The sequence below is a fragment of the Salipiger aestuarii genome, from assembly GCF_003259905.1.
GTDB classification, from domain to species: domain Bacteria; phylum Pseudomonadota; class Alphaproteobacteria; order Rhodobacterales; family Rhodobacteraceae; genus Salipiger; species Salipiger aestuarii.
Genome location: NZ_QLMG01000048.1, coordinates 12,187 through 31,176 on the forward strand (window position 1 = coordinate 12,187; position 18,990 = coordinate 31,176).

The window sequence follows — 18,990 nt, forward strand, 5'->3', positions numbered from 1 at the left end:
GAACCGACTGGACAAAGGCCCGTTGCGTGCAGCTTGCCTGCGCCGCGATGCTACGGGGCACGCATCGGGCGGTTCACCGGGCCAAGATTCCGCTTCCGGGGCGCTTTGTCGGCCCATTGCAGCGCTGCCAGCGCGACCTGATCTTCGCCAAGGAGGGGGCGGGCGCCGCAAAGGCCAGGCCATCGGCCTGAAGGCGGTATTCTGCGGGATCGCGCGCTGACGATGCGGCCATGGCCCACAACAGCGCGGTCGCGCACGCGGGCGCGGGGTAGGGGCATGACAAAGCCGGTCAGGAGCAGGGCGCACACAATCCGCGTGACGTCGTCAGGGCGCGGAGAGCACGTCAATCGTCGCATGCGGTCTGTCGCACGGCGCTGGCATCGCGAATGTGGAAGTGCAGGCTTCTGTTGCCAGGTGCCTGCGAACCCCGCCTTACGCTGCTAAGCGCAAGGGCTTAAAGATCGGTAACCCGAACCGCTTACGCGGCGAGGGCGACCGGAGCATTATTGTCGTTGGCAATTATGCAATTTGAACCGATAACGGTGGTATCTCACCGAAGCAAAGCTACATCTTTACACGTTCGTCGATCCTGTTTCGGCCCCATGATCCCCAACGACGGGATGTTTGGTGGAGCCGCCGGGTACCGCCCCCGGGTCCGATCCGCTTATTACATGCGCGTTTATGCCCATAGTTCCCGAGGGAACGATTTGAATATAGGCAAGCTGCGCCCGGTTTCAAAGGGGCAAAATGGAAAAACCCTCGGTGAATCGGCTGCCCGTCGCCATGCAAGGGGCGGGCGAGGGCACCCGCATGACGCTTTCCTTCGCGCCCTTCATGCGCTAAAGCCGCGCGCAAGTGACCCGGAGGGCAGCATGAGCGACGGAAAGAACGGCATCACCTACGCGGATGCGGGCGTGGACATCGACGCAGGCAATGCGCTCGTCGACCGGATCAAGCCTGCGGCAAAGCGCACGACGCGGCCCGGCACGATGTCGGGGCTGGGCGGCTTTGGCGCGCTGTTCGATCTCAAGGGGGCGGGCTATTGCGATCCGGTGCTTGTGGCGGCGACCGACGGGGTGGGCACCAAGCTGCGCATCGCGATCGACACCGGCCATGTCGATGGGGTGGGCATCGACCTTGTGGCCATGTGCGTCAACGACCTGGTGTGCCAGGGTGCCGAGCCGCTGTTCTTTCTTGATTATTTCGCCACGGGCAAGCTGGACACCGACAGTGCCGCCCGCGTCATCGAAGGCATCGCCGAGGGCTGCGTGCGTTCCGGCTGCGCGCTGATCGGCGGCGAGACCGCCGAGATGCCCGGCATGTACCCGGCGGGGGATTTCGACCTTGCGGGTTTTGCCGTCGGCGCGATGGAACGCGGCAGCGAACTGCCCGCCGGCGTGGCGCGGGGCGACGTGCTGCTGGGCCTTGCATCCGATGGTGTTCATTCCAACGGCTACAGCCTGGTGCGCAAGCTGGTCGAGGTTTCGGGACTTGGCTGGGACGCTGAATGCCCCTGGGCCGAAGGGTCGCTGGGCGAGGTTTTGCTGACCCCGACGCGGCTTTATGTCAGACAGGCGCTTGCGGCGATCCGCGCGGGCGGCGTGCACGCGCTGGCGCATATTACCGGCGGCGGACTGACAGAGAACCTGCCGCGCGTGCTGCCCGAAGGCTGCGGCGCGCAGATCGATCTTGGCGCGTGGGATCTTCCGCCGATCTTTGGCTGGATGGCGCAGACCGGCGGCATGAGCGAGGCCGAGATGCTCAAGACCTTCAACTGCGGCATCGGCATGATCCTTGCGGTCAGCCCCGATCGCGCCGACGCGCTGGCGGAGTTGCTGCGCGAGCAGGGGGAGACCGTTCACGTTCTGGGCACCGTTACCGACACCCCCGGCATGGCCTACGAGGGCAGCCTGCTTTGAAGCGGGTCGCGATCTTTATCTCGGGGGGCGGGTCCAACATGGTCTCGCTCGTCGACAGCATGACCGGGGATCACCCGGCCCGCCCGGTGCTGGTGCTGGCCAACAGCGCCGATGCAGGCGGGCTGGCAAAGGCCGCCGAACGGAATATTGCGACGGCCGTGGTCGATCACCGCCCGTTCAACGGCGACCGCGAGGCGTTTCAGGCCGCGCTTCAGGCTGAACTGGTGAAGGCCGCGCCCGATATCCTGTGTCTTGCCGGGTTCATGCGGGTGCTGACCGCCAGCTTCGTGCAGAAATGGCAGGGGCGGATGCTGAACATCCACCCCTCTCTCTTGCCGAAATACCGCGGGCTGCACACCCATGCCCGCGCGCTTGAGGCGGGCGATGCGCTGCACGGTTGCACCGTGCATGAGGTGACCCCGGAACTGGACGACGGCCCGATCCTGGGGCAGGCCACGGTTCCGGTGCGGCCCGGCGATACGCCCGACACGCTTGCGGCGCGCGTTCTCGTGCAGGAACACAGGCTTTACCCGGCTGTGCTGCACCGGTTTGCGACCGGAAAGCGCGAGATGATTCGCCTTCAGGGGTGAAGGCGCGCGACATTGCCGTGCCAGTCCTGCCGGACGCTGTCTTCGCGGGGCGCGGTCAGGGCGGGCAGGCCCATCACCAAGAGCAGCAGGACCACGGCAAGCCAATGGGCCCCAACGCGCGGGCGGGCGGACGTGTCGGTTGTGATACAGGTCATGTGGGGACTCCGATCCGGATCGGGCGTGATTGCCCGAACCGATGTCCGGCATACGGCGCGACGGGAAATCATGGAAATGAATGTCTGCGCGATGGCCCATCACGTCCAGTGATGGAATCTCGCACATTCCGGCGCTGGATCGCGGCGAACCTGCCCCGGCTGTCTCTACACATCCCAACGGCTTTGCTCTAACATGACGCGCATGTAGGTGGGCAACCTTACAACAATCACAAGAGCGGTCGGAGCCCGGATGAGAACACTCACAACAACCGAAGAGCTTGCCGCATTCTGCGCGGACGCGGCAGCGGCACCTTATGTCACCGTGGATACCGAGTTTCTGCGGGAACGGACCTATTATTCCAAGCTGTGCCTGGTGCAGCTGGCCTTTCCCGGCGCTGGCGATGAAAACGCCGTGCTGGTCGATCCGCTGGCCGAAGGTCTGTCGCTGGACCCGCTGATGATGCTGTTTCGCGACACGAACGTGGTCAAGGTGTTCCATGCCGCACGCCAGGATCTGGAAATTTTCTACATCGACCACGGGGTCATCCCGACGCCCCTGTTCGACACGCAGGTGGCGGCGATGGTCTGCGGCTTTGGCGAGCAGGTCGGCTATGAGACGCTGGTCAAGCGCATCTGCAAGGCCTCTCTGGACAAAAGCTCGCGCTTTACCGACTGGTCGCGCCGCCCGCTGACGGACGCACAGAAAACCTATGCGCTGGCGGATGTCACGCATCTGCGCGGGATATATGAATATCTTGCCGCCGAACTGGACCGCAGCGGCCGTGCCCGCTGGGTTGCCGAGGAGATCGGCCTGCTGATGGACCCCGAGACCTATACCACCCGCCCCGACGAGGCCTGGGCGCGGGTGAAGACCCGCTCGACCAGCCCGCGGTTTCTGGCCATCGTGCGCGCGCTTGCGGCCTTCCGCGAGACCTATGCCCAATCGCGCAACATTCCGCGCAACCGTGTGTTCAAGGACGACGCGCTCAGTGAACTGGCCTCGACCAAGCCGCAGACGATGGACGATCTGGGCCGCTCGCGGCTGCTGCTGCGCGAAGCCCGCAAGGGGCCGATCGCCGAAGGCATTCTGGACGCGGTGAAAACCGGGCTCGATTGCCCCAAGGACGCGCTGCCCAGGCCCGACATCGGCCGCGAGCAGTTGCAGGTGAACCCGGCGCTGGCGGATCTGCTGCGGGTGCTGCTGAAGGCGCGCACCGAAAGCTCGGGCGTGGCAGCGCGGCTGATCGCGCCGGCTGCGGATCTGGACGCGATGGCGGCGGGTCTGCGCGACGTCAAGGCGCTGACCGGCTGGCGACGCGAGGTGTTCGGGGCCGACGCGCTGCGGCTGTGCGAGGGCAAGCTGGCGCTTGCGGTCAAGGGCCGCGACGTCGAGGTGATCGAACTGTAATCGCGCGTTGCCCGGCGCTCAGCGCCGGGTGACCAACGCGTTGCTGGCGCCGGTGACGCGAATTTCCTGAATACCGGCCAGTTCCTGCTCGGTCAGCCACAGCGCCGCCGTGACCTTGCGTGCATTCACCCCGGCATTGCGCGGCCCGGCGGATTGCAGCGCCCTGAGCGTATAGGCCAGCGTTGACGGGCCGCTCTGCACCGCGTCTTCGGTGAGACGTACATCGAAGGGGCCCGCGCGATCGGCAATCCCGGTGACACGAATGATCGCCCCGCCGGGGCGGCGCTCGATCAAAAGCTCGTCGATGGTTCCGACGGGCCACCCGGGATAGACCTCTTCGGTATCGTCAGGGCGAAAGAACGATCCGCGCTTTTCGGGGATCAACGGGTTCGCGCCGCCGCTGCCAGTGGCCTGGGCCACGGGCTCAGAGCTGCTGCCGCCGAACCAGTTGAACGGGTTCACGCGGGATTCGCGCACCGTGGCACAGCCCGAAACCGCGATACTCGCTACGATCAGCACCGAAAGAGTGGTGTTCATGGGAAAAACTCGCCCCTGCCTGTCTTTCGAAAGGGCGTAGCGCATTCGTCGCGCGTTGAAAAGCCTCGCGCGCCGCTGGACCTTGGCGCGGCGCGGCCCTACGTCTGGGGCGACGAGGCGAACGGCAGCGAAAAGGACAGCCCGATGGCACAGGAAAGCTTTGAAGAGCTGGTCGAGGATTTCGAATTTCTCGACGATTGGGAAGATCGCTACCGTATGGTGATCGAGCTTGGAAAAGCGATGCAACCGTTGCCAGACGCGCTGAAAGTGCCCGCCACCAGGGTCGAGGGGTGCGCCAGTCAGGTCTGGCTGCACCCGCAGATCGACAGGGGCCTGTTCAGTTTTCAAGGCGACAGCGACGCGATGATCGTGCGGGGGCTGATCGCTGTGCTGCACAAGCTGTACGACGGCCTGCCGGTGCCCGAGGTCTGCGCCACGGATGCGCGCGCCGAACTCGGGCGACTGGGGTTGAACGAGCACCTGTCGGCCCAGCGATCCAACGGGCTGCGCGCCATGGTCGACCGGATCGGCGAATACGCCGCCAGCGCCTGACAGGCACCGTCAGAGGGGGCGCTGCCCCCGCCCTGCGGGCCCCCCGGAGTTTATCGGGCAAGATGAAGACGGGGCGCGGCGTTTGCCCTTGATCTTGCGCGATAAACTCCCGCTGGAGACAGGCCGGACAGGGCGGCCGGTTGGGTTGTTCAGGGCTTTGTCCCGACGATCAGGGCCACGCCCGTGACCAGCAGAACAAGACCCGCGATTTGCCCGAAGCTGACGGGCATGCCTTTCAGCGCGTCGAAGCCGACACCGGCGGCGACCTGCGCCGATACCAGGGCTGAAATCGTCAGCACCGCACCGACCCGCGCATACCCGGTGAGGCTGGCGTAGACGAACAGCGTGCCCAGAAGCCCCGGAACAAGAAACACCCACCAGCGCCCCGACGCGAGGCGTGCAAAGGCCTGTGGGCCATCGGCGGTCAGGGCCGTTACGGTCAGCACCACCAGCCCGACGGCGGAATTGAGCCAGAGCGCGACCCAGATCGACCCCGAAACGGACCGGGCCTCAAGCATCAGCGCGTTTTGCAGCACCAGCGCGCTGCCGGCAGTGGCGAGCAGAAGCAGCGTCGCAACAAGGCTCACGCGCGCGCTGCCGGATCAGCGCGTGTGTCCAGCACCAATTGCATGAAGGTCAGGTCGAGCCAGCGCCCGAACTTGCAACCGACCTGCGGCATGTTGCCCACCATCTGGAATCCCGCGCGCGCGTGCAGATGGATCGACGCGTCATTGCCGCTTTCGATCGCCGCCACCATCACATGTTTGCCCGCATTGCGGGCCCTTACGATCAGCGCTGACAGCAGCGCCCTGGCCACGCCGCGCCCCCGCGCATTCGACCGGACATAGACCGAATGTTCGACGGTGTGGCGATACCCGTCGAAGGCGCGCCAGTCGCCAAAGCTCGCGTAGCCGGCAACGCCCGCCGCATCGCGGCAGACCAGCACCGGGTAGCCCTGCGCCAGGCGCCCCTGCCACCAGGCACGGCGGTTTTCCAGATCGACCTCGGTCTCGTTCCAGATGGCGAGCGTGTTGCGCACGGCGTCGTTATATATGGCGGCAATGCCCGGCAGATCGGCGCGTTCCGCATCTATTGGCGTCATCGCACCACCAGGACGGTCTGGCTGGCGTGGCGCACCACCCGCGCGGCGTTCGGCCCGACAAGGTAGTCCTTGAGGGCGGGGCGATGCGCCCCCACCACGATGGCCGAGGCCGACAGTCTGTTCGCGGCGCCGATGATCTCGTGGTAGATAGTGCCTTGCGTCACATGCAGCCCGGCGAACACGTCTTCGGGCAGCACCCGTTCGGCCCAGTCGGCGAGTTTCGCGCGTGCCTCGGCGCGGATGCGTTTTTCCTGATCGGCGCCCAGATAGGCGCCGACCATGGCCATACCCGATCCGGGGATGACGTTCAGCACATGGATTTTTGCCCCCTGCGCGCGGGCGAGCGCAATGGCGGCCTGGGCCAGGTGATCCGATGAGGCGAGGTCGTTGATGTCGACCGCAAGGAGAATGGGCGTGGTCATGTCATGTCCCTTAGAAAGCGGGCTGTGTGGCGCGCGGGCGCTGGATCATCACGACCCCCGCCAGCAGCAGCAGCGCGGGGATGAAGAAAATCTCCTTGGGCAGGCGCTCGTTCTCGACCTGCACGGCCGAGATCACGACGGGCTGGTCGCCGTAATAGTCGTATTCGGTACCGATCTGGTCAAAGAACGGCGTGCCGGGGAAGGGTTCGTCGAGCACCAGCGCGCCGCCGTCGTCCATCACCGTCAGCCCCTGGGCGTCCAGCGCCGCCTCGGCGTTGCCCGCCACGGCAGGGATCTGGATGGTGGTGGGGCGCATCTTGCCGGTGTCGAAATCGGGGCCTTCGATGTTCAGGCGGATCAGCGTGTCATCGGGTTCGTCCGCCATCAGTTCGAGCGCCGCAGGGCCGGAGGCGGTGACATAGGGGTCTTCGACCATGTCCAGAAAGAACCCCGGCCTGAACAGGGTGAAGGCGATCAGCAGCAGCACTGCGCTTTCCCATATCCGGGATTTGGCGATGAAATACCCCTGCGTCGCGGCGGCGAACAACAGCATCGCCAGAAGCGCCACGAAGAAGATGACCACCGCGTGGAACAGCGTCACGTCGATCAACAGCAGATCGGTGTTGAAGATGAACAGGAACGGCAGCAGCGCGGTGCGGATGTCATAGGCAAAGCCCTGAAGGCCGGTCTTGATCGGATCGCCCCGGCTGATGGCGGCGGCGGCATAGGCGGCGAGGCCCACGGGCGGCGTGTCATCCGCCAGAATGCCAAAGTAGAAGACGAACATGTGCACCGCGATCAGCGGCACCACCAGACCCGCCTGCGCGCCAACGGTCAGGATGACCGGCGCCATGAGAGAGGACACCACGATGTAGTTGGCGGTCGTCGGCAGGCCCATCCCCAGGATCAGCGACAGGATCGCGACAAGGATCAGCAGGATCATCAGGTTGCCGCCCGAGATGACCTCGATCACCGTGCCGATGACCTGATGCGCGCCGGTCAGGGAAATCGTGCCCACGATGATGCCGGCGGCGCCGGTGGCAACGCCGATGCCGATCATGTTGCGCGCGCCCAAAATCAGACCGTTGATGAAATCTCCCCAGCCGGCGCGGGCCTCGGCGCCCACGTCATGGCCCCGGAACATCGCCTTGAGCGGTCGGTGCGTCAGCGCGATGATCATCATGAACACTGCGGCCCAGAACGCCGACAGTGCGGGCGACAGGCGGTCGAGCGTGTCGGTGCGCACCATCAGGTTCCATACGAGAATAAAGATCGGAATGGCAAAATACAGCCCGCCGATCAGCGTCGGCGTCAGGCGGGGGGCCTTGGGCGGGGCGGTGGGATCGTCGTCCTCGTGGATCTCGGGCAGCCCGGCGGCGAACCTGACCAGCACCACATACAGCACCGCGATCACCGCCACGGCGGCATAGACAGACTCGCCCATGACCGGGTCCAGCACCGTGCGCAGGCCCACCATCAGAAAGGCCAGCGCGCCCAGCACGATGAAACCCGACAGGAACAGGATCAGAATCATCAGAACGCCGATCTTGCGCCCCGGCTTTTCCAGCCCCTTCAGGCCCATTTTCAGGCTTTCCAGATGCACGATATAGAGCAGCGCGATGTAGGAAATCACCGCCGGAAGAAAGGCGTGTTTCACCACGTCGATATAGGGAATATTGACGTATTCGACCATCAGGAAGGCCGCCGCGCCCATCACAGGCGGGGTCAGCTGGCCGTTGGTGGAACTTGCGACCTCGACCGCGCCGGCCTTTTCCGCCGGAAAGCCGATGCGCTTCATCAGCGGAATGGTAAAGGTGCCGGTGGTGACGGTGTTGGCGATCGAGCTGCCCGAAATCATCCCCGTCAGCATGGACGACAGCACCGACGCCTTGGCCGGGCCGCCGCGCAGCGCGCCAAGCAGCGCGATGGCGACCTGAATGAACCAGTTGCCCCCACCCGCGCGGTCCAGCAGCGCGCCGAACAGCACGAACAGAAAAATCATCGACGTGGACACGCCCAGGGCCACGCCGAACACGCCTTCGGTCTGCATCCAGTAATGCCCCAGCGCCTTGTGCAGGGACGAGCCACCATAGTTGGTGATGTTGCGCACCCATTCTGAATAGCCGCCGAAGAACGCGAAAGCGATAAAGGCACAGGCGATGATGACCAGCGGCAGCCCCAGCGACCGCCAGACCGAGATCATCAGCACCCCCATGCCGATGGCCGACATGGCCAGGTCGGATGTGGACCACAGGCCGGGGCGGGTGGCGATGTCGTCGCGGAACACCACGAGATACAGGCAGGCCGCGACGCCCAGAACCATCAGCGCCCAGTCATAGGCCGGGATGCGGTCACGCGGGGCGGATCTGGTCAGCGGAAAGGCCATGGTCGCAAGCGCAATGGCAAAGGCAAGGTGGATGAACCGCGCCTGGGTGATGACATTGGCGAAAAAGCTGATGCCCGTCGCCTGGGCGAGCATCGTGGGAACGCGCGAGGCGATGTAAAGCTGGAACACCGACCAGGCGATGCAGGTGCCAAGGATAAGCGTGCCTTGCCAGTTGGCCGGGGCGCGCGCGCCGGTATCCGCTTCGGCCACCATATCGTCGGCGGTGCGTTCCAGTGACGGCTGATCGACCATCGCCATGTCCCCACTATCTGTTGGATTTATGTTTTATTTTAGGGGGATGCGCAGTGGTTTCTTGCGCATCTTCCGAAACTGTGGCGGGCGCCACTTGGGCGCCCGCATTGGCCCGGGGGGCCGATTATTCGATCAGGCCAAGTTCCTTGTAGGCGCGCTCGGCACCGGGGTGCAGGGGTGCCGACAGGCCGTCCGACACCATTTCGGAGGCTTCAAGATGGGCAAAGGCCGGGTGCAGCTGGCGGAAATCCTCGATGTTTTCCATCACCGATTTCGCCAGCACATAGACCACCTCTTCGGGAACCTGCGCCGAGGTGACCAGCGTGGCGCCCACGCCAAAGGTGGTCACGTCATCGGGGTTGCCCGAATAGGTGCCGCCCGGAATGGTGGCTGTGCGGTAGTAGGGGTTGTCTTCGATCAGCTGGTCGATGACGGGCCCGACCACATTCACCAGTTTCACGTCGCAGGTGGTGGCGGCCTCTTCGATGGCGGCCGCCGGATGACCGACCACATAGACCATCGCGTCGATGTTGCCGTCGCACAGCTGCTGCGACATTTCCGATCCCTTGTATTCGGTCGCCAGCGCGAAATCATCCATGGTCATGCCGTATTCGGCCATCAGGATTTCGGTCGTGCCGCGCAGGCCCGATCCGGCATTGCCGACGTTGAACCGCTTGCCCTTGAGGTCCTCGAAGTCTTCGATCCCGGCATCAGCGCGGGCGATCAGGGTGAACGGTTCGGGGTGGATCGAGAACACGGCGCGGATGTCGGGGAAGGCCGCGTCGCCTTCGAACTGCGAGGTGCCGTTATAGGCGTGGTACTGCCAGTCGGACTGGGCGACGCCGAATTCCAGCTCACCCGCCTTGATGGTGTTGATGTTGTACACCGACCCGCCGGTCGATTCGACGGCGCAGCGGATGCCATGTTCCTTGCGGCTCTTGTTCACCAGACGGCAGATCGCGCCGCCGGTGGGGTAATACACGCCAGTGACACCGCCGGTGCCGATGGAAATAAAGGTCTGTTCCTGCGCGCTGACGCTTGCGGCAGTCACGAGGGCGCCGGTCATCACCGCGCCGAAAAGGGTCTTTTTCATCGGATATTGCTCCCTGGGGTCTGTTCTGGATCACTACTGCGATAGTGAACAGAACTGCGCCGGGATGCAAAGGGGGCAAGTTTGCCCAGATGCGTTATTCGGTCCGCTCGCCAGGAAGTGTCATGAAGAGTTTATAGTTTTTCACACCATGTCAAAGCGTTATATCCAGTCGTGGCGCGCGCCGGGGGCGTATCCATTCGATACCGCCGGCAAACGCCACGTTGACGGGCCGGGTGCGGCGGCGCCCAGTTGCCCTGGCCTTGGCGATGCCCGTGGGATCGACGCCATGAAGGCGCAGCCGGCCGATCGGGCTGATGTCGCATGCCCCCGAAGGGGGTGGGCCGGATCAATATCGTGTCACGCTGGTCCGACGTTGTCGAATCTGCGCCGAAGCTGGCGCGCCAGGATCGGCGCGAACGGGGTGAACAACGTGGCACGGCGATCACGGCGGCACGCCCGGCAGGCAGAGCGAACACCGGGCGCGGTGCCCCCCATGCCCGGATATTACCGATGTATAAGCGGCGCCTGCGACCGCCACGGCATTCTGATGATTCTGGTTCGGGCGATGTCCGGGGTGGAGGCACAGGCATGATGTTCTCACGCGAACAGGATGGGGCCGGCCCCGACATCCTCCGCATCGCCATGAGATTGGCAAGAGGGTTCCGGGGCGATGGACGACGGGGTCGCGCAGCACCCGCATCTCGGCAACAGATTGCTCCTTGGGCCGGAACTGATGACGACAGCGCGACCGAGGCTCCGTTCGTCCCGTCTGCCCGGGCTTGCGGGCAGACGGCGTTTGACGCGGGGCTGATCTGCTGTCCCAGACGCGGCACGGATGATGGCCAGCGTGGTGATCAGGTGTTTCTGGCGCCACTCTGTGCCCTGATCGCGCCGCCGGTTTCGGAACCGGCCGACACGTTTGGGAAGGCGCTGGAGGCGGTGCCGCCCGGCTGGGCGATCCGTTTGCCAATTTGCACGGCATTTTAGAAAAAAACGTCAGACGCGGGCGGAAATTAACCAAGGCTTCAGCGACGCCGCGCTAGCACTGCGTGATGACTGAGGCGTATCTTTCCAGGCTGTCGCTGATGGGCCACCCGTTGCGGGTGGGGGTGCTGCGTCTGCTCGTGCGCCACCTGCCGCATGGGGTGGCCGCAGGCGACATCGCCGCGCATCTGGGCACGCCGCCCTCGACGTTGTCGGCGCATCTGTCGGCCATGACCGACGCCGGGCTGCTTGACCTGCGCAAGGACGGACCGCTGCGGCTGTATCGCGCGGCGCCGGACCGGCTGGCCGACGCCTTGCTCTGGCTGTCGGAGAATGTCTGCCTGGGGCGTCCCATGGCCGAGCGCGCGCGCCTGCCCAGGCCGTTCCGGCTGATGTTCCTGTGCGATGACAATGCCGGCCTGTCGCTGATGGCCGAGGCGCTTGGGCGGCGCCGTCTGGCGGGCAGGGCGCTGGTGGCTTCGGCCGGGCTGGTGCCGGGGGTTGCGCCGGACCCTGTCATGCTGGAACTGATCGCGCTGCGGCGGCATGACACGCAGCCGCTGGTGCCAAAACCGCTTGCTGTCGCCGGCCCGGCCGACATCGTCATCGCCCTGACGCCCGGCGCGGCGGGCCAGCTGCCGCCGGGCACCGGCGGACCGCCGCCGCTGTGCGCCTTCTGGCCGCTGGAACCGGCAATCGGGGCTCGCGTCATTCCGCGCGCGGCGATGCTGCACAAGGCGTATCGCGCGCTCAACTCGCGGCTGCTTGCGTTGCGCCGGCTTGAACCGGGGGGGATGGCGCGCGCCGCCGTTCAGGCCGCGCTTGATGACCTCAGTTCAGGTCTTCAAGCAGGCGGCCGTGCTTGCGCGTCTCTTCCAGAACGTCGCCGAACGTCGTCATCCCCCGCGCTTCGAGCATCGGAATCATCCTGACAAGCACCTGCGCCGTGGCATGGGCATCCCCCAGCGCCGTATGGCGAAGCTGCGCCGGAATATCGACGTCCAGGCGTTTTGACAGCGCATCCAGCGTGTGCGGCTGGCTTGCCCCGAACAGCACGGCGGACAGCAGCACGGTGTCCAGGATCGGGTGATCCCACGCGACCCCCATCCGCGTGCGGTGCCGCCGCAGAAAGGCCATGTCGAAGGGGGCGTTATGCGCCACGATCACCGAATCCTTGGCAAAACGGTGGAACCGCCGTCCCGCCTCGCCGATGTCGGGGGCGCCCGCGACCATCGCATCGGTCACCTTGTGGACGCGCGACGACGCCGGGGGGATGGGAATTCCGGGGTCGACCAGCAGGTCGAACACCTCGCCAGGCACGATACGCCCGTTCAGAACGCGCACGGCGCCGATCTGCACGACCTCATCCTTGTGGGGCAGCAATCCGGTGGTTTCGCTGTCAAACACCGTGCAGACCAGCTGCGCCAGCGGCGTTTCCTCGACGGTGCCGGGAACTTGCCGGGTGATCAGGTCGAAATCATAGACCAGCGGGCGTTCGGCCTCCGGGGGCATGTGCGTCTCGGCGCCCTCGATCACCATCATGTAGCCGCCCCCCTGCATCGGCTTGAGCCGGGCATCGTAGCTTTGCGCGCCATCGGTGCCCTCGGCGGTAAAGGCAACCTCGCGCCCCGTGCGATGCATCTCGCGCACCGCGCGCGACAGGCCGTCGGCCCGGAAATAATCGGACAGCGCGGCGTTCAGGCGCGGCACATGCGATTGCGACAGGATCTCGGCGGCCTGCCCGTCATACAGTACGATATGTCCCGTAGGGGACGCCAGAATCATCGCCACCGGAATTTCCGTCAGCAGGGCGGTCAGGCGCGCGCGTTCCATCGCCAGCCGCTCGGTTTCCAGCGCGACCTTCTGCGCGGTTTCCATGGCGCCGCCGCGCAGCTTGCCCGACACCGCCTCGGCCGCATAGGCCAGATCGCCAAGATAGCGCGCGGAATGGGTGTCGACCTGGGAATAGATGCCGGCATGGGCGCGCACCCGCATTTCGGCGGCAAGCTTGTCGATGGGCTTGGCGACGTTCTCGTCAAACAGCAGCCAGATCCCGGCGGTCAGCCCCAGCAGCGCCAGCGCCGACAGGATCGCGGCCAGCAGAAAACCGTCCGCGACCGAGGTCTGAACGGCGCGCGCGTGCCCGAACCACAGCGACAGAAGGACCCCGCCGGTGCCCCCGACCGCCAGCAGCACGAAGAACAGAAAGATCCGCAGCCGCAAGCCAAGCGAGGTCATCCCATGCCCTCCTGCGTGCAGACCGCGGCGAGGATCGGGTCTTGCGGATCGGTGCGCCAAACCGGGGTTCCGGCGTCGCCCGAAGGGATCGCGGTGCGCCCGCGCGTGCAATCGACCATGATCTGCGCTTCGGATGTGGGCCGCCAGCGCCCGTAAAAGGCGGCGCGCACCATGTACAGCCCCTCGGTCTGCGCATTGGCGGCAGGATGGTCCAGATCGACGGCGATAAACCGGTCGACCATCGGCACGACATACGTCCACGGGCGCCAGAAGGCGCGCGATTCGTTGGCCGTGACAGCGGCGAAACCGTCCGGAAGCGCGGCCTCGGTTCGGTCATACCAGCCGTATTCACTGGCGATCGAGGCCGCCAGCATCGCCGCCCCCGCCGCCACGGGCACCAGCCAGCGCGGCAGGCGGTTGCCCGTAGCCTTGACCAATGCCAGCATGATCCCCGCGCCGGCGAACCCGGCCACAAAGACCGCGATCAGTTCCCATAACATCGGCTCCTCCGTCAGTTTGAATTACCCCAGCATCCCGCGCCCGTGTCCAATCGCGGATTGCAGCGACTTGATGACCACGAACGCATTCCGCAGGTGGCTGCGTTCGAAATCCGACAGGGAGGCGGGGGCCAGGTAGTTGTCCGGCGCCGCGCCGTTGCGCACCTGTTCGGCCTGATGCTCCAGCCGGGTTTCGGCGATGAGGTCGTAGGCGTCCAGCAGATCCTGCCCGCCGGAACCCGACAGCTTGCCCGCACCGACCGCTGCCTCCAGCCGGGCGCGGGTGTTGACCTCGGGCAGCTGCCCTTGCAGCGCATAGACCCGCGCCAGGTCGACCACCGGCACCACGCCGTTGTGTTTCAGGTCCAGACGGTCCTTGTGGTCGCCAGAACGGATTGTCGCAAAGCCGCGCAGCAGCCCCAGCGGGGGCGTGTGTTTCAGCGAATTGACGATCATGTGCGACACGAAAATGGAATTTTTCGACGCGGCCTCCAGCGTTTCGGACTGTAGATCCTGATACAGCGCGGTCGAGCCGCCGATGGGGCGCAGGTCGAACATCACCGAGGCCAGCATTTGCGCCATGGGGTCGGGGCGCGTGATCCAGCGGGTGAAATACTGCCGCCAGGTGCCGACGCGGGCCCGCCATTTCGGGTTGGTCGCCATCATGTCGCCGGGGCACAGGTAATAGCCCGCCGTATCCAGGCCGGCGCAGACGATGCGTGCAAGCCGCGCGAAATAGGCCATGTCATCGTCGGTGGCGGCGTTGTCGATGAACAGGCAGTTGTCCTGATCGGACACGCCCGTCTGTTCCTGCCGCCCCTGACTGCCGCAGGCAAGCCACAGGTAGGGCACGGGCGGTGGCCCAAGCTGTGCTTCGGCCAGCGCCAGCAAGCGGCGGGTGGCGGTGTCGGCGATATCGGTCACCAGCCGGGTGACCACCTCGTGCCGGTTTCCGGATGCGACCAGCTGCATCAGAAGCTGGGGAATGCGGGCGGTGGCGCCGGCCATCTGACCGGGGGTTTGCGCGCGGGCGATTTCCGACACCAGCTCGGCGCTGGACACCGCCTGAAAGCGGGTCAGGTCGGTCTGCGTGACGATGCCCACCAGCCTGCCGCCTTCGGTGACGGGAACATGCCCGATGCGGCGTTCCATCATCATATGCAGCACGTCGGACCCGATCGCCGACGGGGGCAGGGTGACCGGCGCCTGGGTCATCACGCGCGCCACGGGCGTGTCAAAGGGCAGCCCCGCGCCCACCACCTTGCCCGACACGTCGCGGATCGTGACGATGCCGAGCAGATCCTCGTCTTTGGTGATACACACCGATGACACATGCCGTTCGGCCATCATCCGCGCGGCCTGCTGTACGGTGGCCTCGGGCGTCAGCGTCAGCGGAGCGGTCGCCATCAGCGTTTCCACGCGGGAATGGGCAAGGTCGGTCTTGCGCGGCCTGGGTGCGCGGGCGCGGTCAAAGAACCGGCGCGCGGCGGTGTGCTCGGCGATCAGCGCGCGAAACGCGTAGACCGGCAGCATGAACAGCAGCGTGTCGCCTTGCGTGCGTGCGGTTGTGGCGGCCAGCCCGTCGCGGGTCAGGCCCCGCTCGCCAAAGGAATTGCGCGGGCCCAGCAGCGACACGGTGACGTCGTTCTCGTCGCGGATTTCGACCTGGCCGGAATGGATCAGGTACAGCCCTTCAAGCGGTTCGCCGGCGTGATAGATTTCGGCCCCCTCGGGCAGCCGGCGCTGCACGAACTGGGGCACCAGCGCGTCGATGTCGTCGGGATCAAGCGTGTCATAGGGGTGAACGCCGGTCAGGAAGCGGTGAAGCTCTTCTGGTGCGATGGGCATCGGGGCGGCCTTCCAGCGGATTCACGGAAAATCCCGCCCCGGCTTAGCGCGGGACGGGACCTTAGGACAGAGGGGAGGGGCACGCGCGCCCCTCCGCCATGGCTTAGTGGTCCGTGGCCGAACCGGCGCCGCGCGGGATGCGCACGCTTTCGACCAGTTCGCTGATCTCGGCCGGGATCGGCCTGGTCATCGACGAGACGGCAAAGGCGACCACAAAGTTGATCAACGCCCCCACCGCGCCGAACGAGGTCGACTTGATGGTGCCGAGCAGCGGCTCGGCGTCGGTGAAGCTGTTGGTGCCCGCGACAAAGAACCAGCCCTTGTGCAGGAAGATGTAGACCAGCGTCACGACCAGCCCCGTCAGCATCCCCGCCACGGCGCCCTTGTTGTTCACCTTGGTAAAGATGCCCATCATGAGAGCCGGGAAGATCGACGACGCGGCAAGGCCAAAGGCCAGCGCCACGGTCTGCGCCGCAAAGCCCGGAGGGTTCAGACCCAGCCAGGTCGCGACCGCGATGGCGACCGCCATGGCGACACGCGCGGACATCAGTTCGCCCTTTTCCGAAATATTGGGGGTGAATTGTCCCTTCATCAGGTCGTGCGACACCGCCGACGAGATCGCCAGCAACAGGCCCGCAGCGGTCGAAAGCGCCGCGGCAAGTCCGCCCGCAGCCACAAGGCCGATGACCCAGGACGGCAGGTTGGCGATTTCCGGGTTCGCCAGAACCAGGATGTCGTTGTTGAAATTGGTCAGCTCGTTGCCGACCCAGCCCTCGGCCGCTGCCTTTTCCTGCATCGCGGGCGAGCCGTCGTTGTAATACTGGATCAGACCGTCGCCGTTCAGGTCGTTCCAGGCCAGCATGCCGGTCTGTTCCCATGTCGCCATCCAGTCGTAGGCCGGATCGTTTTCGATGGTGTCAAGGCTGACAGCCGCACCGGCGGTGCCTTCGGGCCAGAATTGCTGGGTGATGTTCAGACGTGCCATGGCGCCGACCGCAGGCGCCGTCAGGTACAGCAGCGCGATGAACACCAGCGCCCAGCCAGCCGACCAGCGCGCGTCGGCCACGCGCGGCACGGTGAAAAAGCGCATGATGACGTGCGGCAGACCGGCGGTGCCGATCATCAGCGACAAGGTGAACAGCACCATGTTCAGCGTATCGCCGTTATGGGCGGTGTATTGGTTGAACCCAAGGTCGGTGACGATCTGGTCGAGCGTCTGCAACAGCGGTGTGCCGTTGGCCGTGTCGCCGAACAGGCCAAGCGCCGGGATCGGATTGCCGGTCAGTTGCAGCGAGATGAAGATCGCCGGGATGGTGTAGGCCAGGATCAGCACGACATATTGCGCGACCTGCGTGTAGGTCACGCCCTTCATGCCGCCGAACACCGCATAGGCGAACACGATGACCGCGCCGATCAGCAGGCCGGTCGTGGCGTCGACCTCAAGGAACCGGCCAAAGGCCACGCCCACCCCGGTCATCTGGCCGATCACATAGGTGGTCGATGCGATGATAAGGCAGACCACGGCCACAAGGCGCGCCGTGGACGAATAGAACCGGTCCCCGATGAATTCGGACACGGTGTATTTGCCGAACTTGCGCAGGTAGGGCGCCAGCAACAGGGCCAGCAGCACATAGCCGCCCGTCCAGCCCATCAGGTAGGCCGAGTTGTCGTAGCCGGTGAACGCGATAAGCCCCGCCATCGACAGAAACGATGCCGCCGACATCCAGTCCGCCGCGGTGGCAATGCCGTTGGTGACCGGATGAACGCCGCGACCCGCCGCGTAGAATTCAGACGTGGACCCGGCGCGGGCCCAGATCGCGATGCCGATGTAAAGCGCAAAGGAAGCGCCCACGAACAGCAGGTTGATGGTAAACTGATCCATGGGCGTTACTCCTCGTCCACGCCGAATTCTTTATCGAGCTTGTTCATCCGCACCGCGTAGAAAAAGATCAGCGCAAGGAAGACAAGGATACTGCCCTGTTGCGCGAACCAGAATCCCAGGTCCGTGCCCCCGATCATGATCCCCGACAGCATCGGGCGCAGCATGATGCCAAAGCCAAAGCTGCAGATGAACCAGATGATGAGGCTGATGATGATGATGCGCAGGTTGGCCTTCCAGTAGGCCTCGCCGCTCGATTGACGGTCCGCCATGGCGGGTCTCTCCTCTCCTGAATTGATACCCCCCGCTTTCCCTCCGAAAGCGGGGCGGGCGCTGGCCTTAGCGGGCCGTCGCCGTCTTCACGATCGCGCCCATTTCGGTTGCGATGTCCCTGATTTCGCCCATCGCGTCGATCCGCGTCAGGGCGCCCTTTTCGTCGTAAAAGCCGATCAGCGGCGCGATCTGGGCGTGGTACGCCTCCAGCCGGGACGCCACGGTTTCGGCCTTGTCGTCGGCGCGTCGCGTCATGTCGGTGCTGCCGCATCTGTCGCAGGTTCCGGCCTGGCCGGGCTGCTTGAAGGCGTCGTGATAGCCCTCACCGCAGGCGGCGCAGGTGTAGCGGCCCGAAATGCGCGTCACCATGGCGGTGTCGTCAACCTCAAGACTGATCGCGGCGTCGATGCGCTGGCCGGTTTCGGCAAGAAGCTGGTCCAGCGCCTGCGCCTGAACGGTGGTGCGCGGAAAGCCGTCAAGGATGACGCCTTGCGCGCAGTCGGGTTCGCCCAGCCGATCGCGCAGGATGGCGATGACGATGTCATCGCTGACAAGGCCCCCGGCATCCATCACCGATTTCGCCCGCTTGCCCGCGTCGGTACCCTGCGCCACGGCGGCGCGCAGCAGATCGCCGGTCGACAGTTGCACAAGGCCGAATTTTTCTTCGAGCATACGGGCTTGCGTGCCTTTCCCGGCCCCCGGAGGGCCAAGCAGGATCAGCACGGGCGCGGCGGTCATGGTTTGTCCGTCCATTGCCATCACCCCTTGTTTGCGCGATTTTCGATGAGGTCGTCGACGACGGAGGGGTCGGCGAGTGTTGATGTGTCGCCCAGGGCGCCAAAGTCGTTTTCGGCG

18 protein-coding genes and 1 other RNA gene are annotated in these 18,990 nt (G+C 65.4%); 5 read left to right on the forward strand and 14 right to left on the reverse strand.

Annotated elements, in window-relative coordinates; all coding sequences use genetic code 11:
- Positions 1-393: 393 nt before the first annotated feature.
- Positions 394-743, reverse strand: a transfer-messenger RNA (tmRNA) gene (gene ssrA / locus ATI53_RS18695).
- Positions 744-872: 129 nt separating this feature from the next.
- Here ssrA and purM point away from each other — a divergent pair.
- Positions 873-1,919, forward strand: a complete 1,047-nt coding sequence (gene purM, locus ATI53_RS18700; protein WP_009504536.1) for a phosphoribosylformylglycinamidine cyclo-ligase — start codon at positions 873-875, stop codon at positions 1,917-1,919.
- Positions 1,916-2,509: a phosphoribosylglycinamide formyltransferase gene (gene purN, locus ATI53_RS18705; protein WP_009504535.1), complete on the forward strand. Its 594-nt coding sequence runs from the start codon at positions 1,916-1,918 to the stop codon at positions 2,507-2,509. The genes purM and purN overlap by 4 nt, the downstream gene beginning before the upstream one ends.
- Here the strand turns inward: purN and ATI53_RS23430 are convergent.
- The gene (locus ATI53_RS23430; protein ID WP_009504533.1) at positions 2,500-2,664 is read right to left on the reverse strand and encodes a hypothetical protein; all 165 of its coding nucleotides are present in this window, start codon (positions 2,662-2,664) and stop codon (positions 2,500-2,502) included. The genes purN and ATI53_RS23430 overlap by 10 nt on opposite strands.
- Before the next feature lie 250 nt (positions 2,665-2,914).
- Here ATI53_RS23430 and rnd point away from each other — a divergent pair, with 250 nt between their 5' ends.
- A complete protein-coding gene (gene rnd, locus ATI53_RS18710; protein ID WP_111551086.1) occupies positions 2,915-4,072 on the forward strand; it encodes a ribonuclease D in 1,158 nt (385 codons plus the stop codon).
- An 18-nt stretch (positions 4,073-4,090) separates the two neighbouring features.
- On the opposite strand, the gene ATI53_RS18715 is transcribed toward rnd, so the two are convergent.
- Complete coding sequence (locus ATI53_RS18715) at positions 4,091-4,609, reverse strand: hypothetical protein (protein ID WP_009504530.1); 519 nt, start codon at positions 4,607-4,609, stop codon at positions 4,091-4,093.
- Positions 4,610-4,753: 144 nt separating this feature from the next.
- Here ATI53_RS18715 and ATI53_RS18720 point away from each other — a divergent pair, with 144 nt between their 5' ends.
- Positions 4,754-5,161: a SufE family protein gene (locus ATI53_RS18720; protein WP_009504529.1), complete on the forward strand. Its 408-nt coding sequence runs from the start codon at positions 4,754-4,756 to the stop codon at positions 5,159-5,161.
- A gap of 149 nt (positions 5,162-5,310) precedes the next feature.
- Here the strand turns inward: ATI53_RS18720 and ATI53_RS18725 are convergent, their stop codons facing one another.
- From ATI53_RS18725 to ATI53_RS18745, 5 genes are all read right to left on the reverse strand, one after another.
- Positions 5,311-5,748, reverse strand: a complete 438-nt coding sequence (locus ATI53_RS18725) for a DMT family transporter (RefSeq protein WP_009504528.1) — start codon at positions 5,746-5,748, stop codon at positions 5,311-5,313.
- Positions 5,745-6,263 carry a GNAT family N-acetyltransferase gene (locus ATI53_RS18730; protein WP_111551087.1) on the reverse strand — a complete coding sequence of 173 codons (519 nt, stop codon included), beginning with the start codon at positions 6,261-6,263 and terminating at the stop codon, positions 5,745-5,747. Before ATI53_RS18730 ends, ATI53_RS18725 begins: the two co-directional genes overlap by 4 nt.
- A complete protein-coding gene (locus ATI53_RS18735; protein WP_009504526.1) occupies positions 6,260-6,685 on the reverse strand; it encodes a universal stress protein in 426 nt (141 codons plus the stop codon). Before ATI53_RS18735 ends, ATI53_RS18730 begins: the two co-directional genes overlap by 4 nt.
- Before the next feature lie 10 nt (positions 6,686-6,695).
- Positions 6,696-9,323 carry a TRAP transporter permease gene (locus ATI53_RS18740; protein WP_111551092.1) on the reverse strand — a complete coding sequence of 876 codons (2,628 nt, stop codon included), beginning with the start codon at positions 9,321-9,323 and terminating at the stop codon, positions 6,696-6,698.
- 124 nt (positions 9,324-9,447) lie between these two features.
- The gene (locus ATI53_RS18745; protein WP_009504524.1) at positions 9,448-10,416 is read right to left on the reverse strand and encodes a TAXI family TRAP transporter solute-binding subunit; all 969 of its coding nucleotides are present in this window, start codon (positions 10,414-10,416) and stop codon (positions 9,448-9,450) included.
- Positions 10,417-11,468: 1,052 nt separating this feature from the next.
- Here ATI53_RS18745 and ATI53_RS18750 point away from each other — a divergent pair.
- Complete coding sequence (locus ATI53_RS18750; protein WP_009504522.1) at positions 11,469-12,332, forward strand: helix-turn-helix domain-containing protein; 864 nt, start codon at positions 11,469-11,471, stop codon at positions 12,330-12,332.
- Here the strand turns inward: ATI53_RS18750 and ATI53_RS18755 are convergent.
- From ATI53_RS18755 to ATI53_RS18780, 6 genes are all read right to left on the reverse strand, one after another.
- Positions 12,232-13,638: a 3'-5' exonuclease gene (locus tag ATI53_RS18755; protein WP_111551088.1), complete on the reverse strand. Its 1,407-nt coding sequence runs from the start codon at positions 13,636-13,638 to the stop codon at positions 12,232-12,234. The genes ATI53_RS18750 and ATI53_RS18755 overlap by 101 nt on opposite strands.
- A complete protein-coding gene (locus ATI53_RS18760; RefSeq protein WP_009504519.1) occupies positions 13,635-14,138 on the reverse strand; it encodes a hypothetical protein in 504 nt (167 codons plus the stop codon). Before ATI53_RS18760 ends, ATI53_RS18755 begins: the two co-directional genes overlap by 4 nt.
- Positions 14,139-14,159: 21 nt before the next feature.
- A complete protein-coding gene (locus ATI53_RS18765) occupies positions 14,160-15,983 on the reverse strand; it encodes a DUF294 nucleotidyltransferase-like domain-containing protein (RefSeq protein ID WP_111551089.1) in 1,824 nt (607 codons plus the stop codon).
- A 103-nt stretch (positions 15,984-16,086) separates the two neighbouring features.
- Complete coding sequence (locus ATI53_RS18770) at positions 16,087-17,865, reverse strand: sodium:solute symporter family protein (protein WP_009504516.1); 1,779 nt, start codon at positions 17,863-17,865, stop codon at positions 16,087-16,089.
- Positions 17,866-17,870: 5 nt separating this feature from the next.
- Complete coding sequence (locus ATI53_RS18775; RefSeq protein WP_009504515.1) at positions 17,871-18,134, reverse strand: DUF4212 domain-containing protein; 264 nt, start codon at positions 18,132-18,134, stop codon at positions 17,871-17,873.
- 67 nt (positions 18,135-18,201) lie between these two features.
- Positions 18,202-18,888, reverse strand: coding sequence for an adenylate kinase (locus ATI53_RS18780; protein WP_111551090.1), 687 nt, complete (start codon positions 18,886-18,888; stop codon positions 18,202-18,204).
- Positions 18,889-18,990: the final 102 nt, after the last annotated feature.

Bases quoted from the DNA above. Each gene is read 5' to 3' on its own strand.
- purM (WP_009504536.1), top strand. From the start codon at position 873: ATGAGCGACGGAAAGAACGGCATCACCTACGCGGATGCGGGCGTGGAC.
- ATI53_RS23430 (WP_009504533.1), bottom strand. From the start codon at position 2,664: ATGACCTGTATCACAACCGACACGTCCGCCCGCCCGCGCGTTGGGGCC.
- rnd (WP_111551086.1), top strand. From the start codon at position 2,915: ATGAGAACACTCACAACAACCGAAGAGCTTGCCGCATTCTGCGCGGAC.
- ATI53_RS18715 (WP_009504530.1), bottom strand. From the start codon at position 4,609: ATGAACACCACTCTTTCGGTGCTGATCGTAGCGAGTATCGCGGTTTCG.
- ATI53_RS18720 (WP_009504529.1), top strand. From the start codon at position 4,754: ATGGCACAGGAAAGCTTTGAAGAGCTGGTCGAGGATTTCGAATTTCTC.
- ATI53_RS18730 (WP_111551087.1), bottom strand. From the start codon at position 6,263: ATGACGCCAATAGATGCGGAACGCGCCGATCTGCCGGGCATTGCCGCC.
- ATI53_RS18735 (WP_009504526.1), bottom strand. From the start codon at position 6,685: ATGACCACGCCCATTCTCCTTGCGGTCGACATCAACGACCTCGCCTCA.
- ATI53_RS18740 (WP_111551092.1), bottom strand. From the start codon at position 9,323: ATGGTCGATCAGCCGTCACTGGAACGCACCGCCGACGATATGGTGGCC.
- ATI53_RS18745 (WP_009504524.1), bottom strand. From the start codon at position 10,416: ATGAAAAAGACCCTTTTCGGCGCGGTGATGACCGGCGCCCTCGTGACT.
- ATI53_RS18750 (WP_009504522.1), top strand. From the start codon at position 11,469: ATGACTGAGGCGTATCTTTCCAGGCTGTCGCTGATGGGCCACCCGTTG.
- ATI53_RS18755 (WP_111551088.1), bottom strand. From the start codon at position 13,638: ATGACCTCGCTTGGCTTGCGGCTGCGGATCTTTCTGTTCTTCGTGCTG.
- ATI53_RS18760 (WP_009504519.1), bottom strand. From the start codon at position 14,138: ATGTTATGGGAACTGATCGCGGTCTTTGTGGCCGGGTTCGCCGGCGCG.
- ATI53_RS18765 (WP_111551089.1), bottom strand. From the start codon at position 15,983: ATGCCCATCGCACCAGAAGAGCTTCACCGCTTCCTGACCGGCGTTCAC.
- ATI53_RS18770 (WP_009504516.1), bottom strand. From the start codon at position 17,865: ATGGATCAGTTTACCATCAACCTGCTGTTCGTGGGCGCTTCCTTTGCG.
- ATI53_RS18775 (WP_009504515.1), bottom strand. From the start codon at position 18,134: ATGGCGGACCGTCAATCGAGCGGCGAGGCCTACTGGAAGGCCAACCTG.
- ATI53_RS18780 (WP_111551090.1), bottom strand. From the start codon at position 18,888: ATGGACGGACAAACCATGACCGCCGCGCCCGTGCTGATCCTGCTTGGC.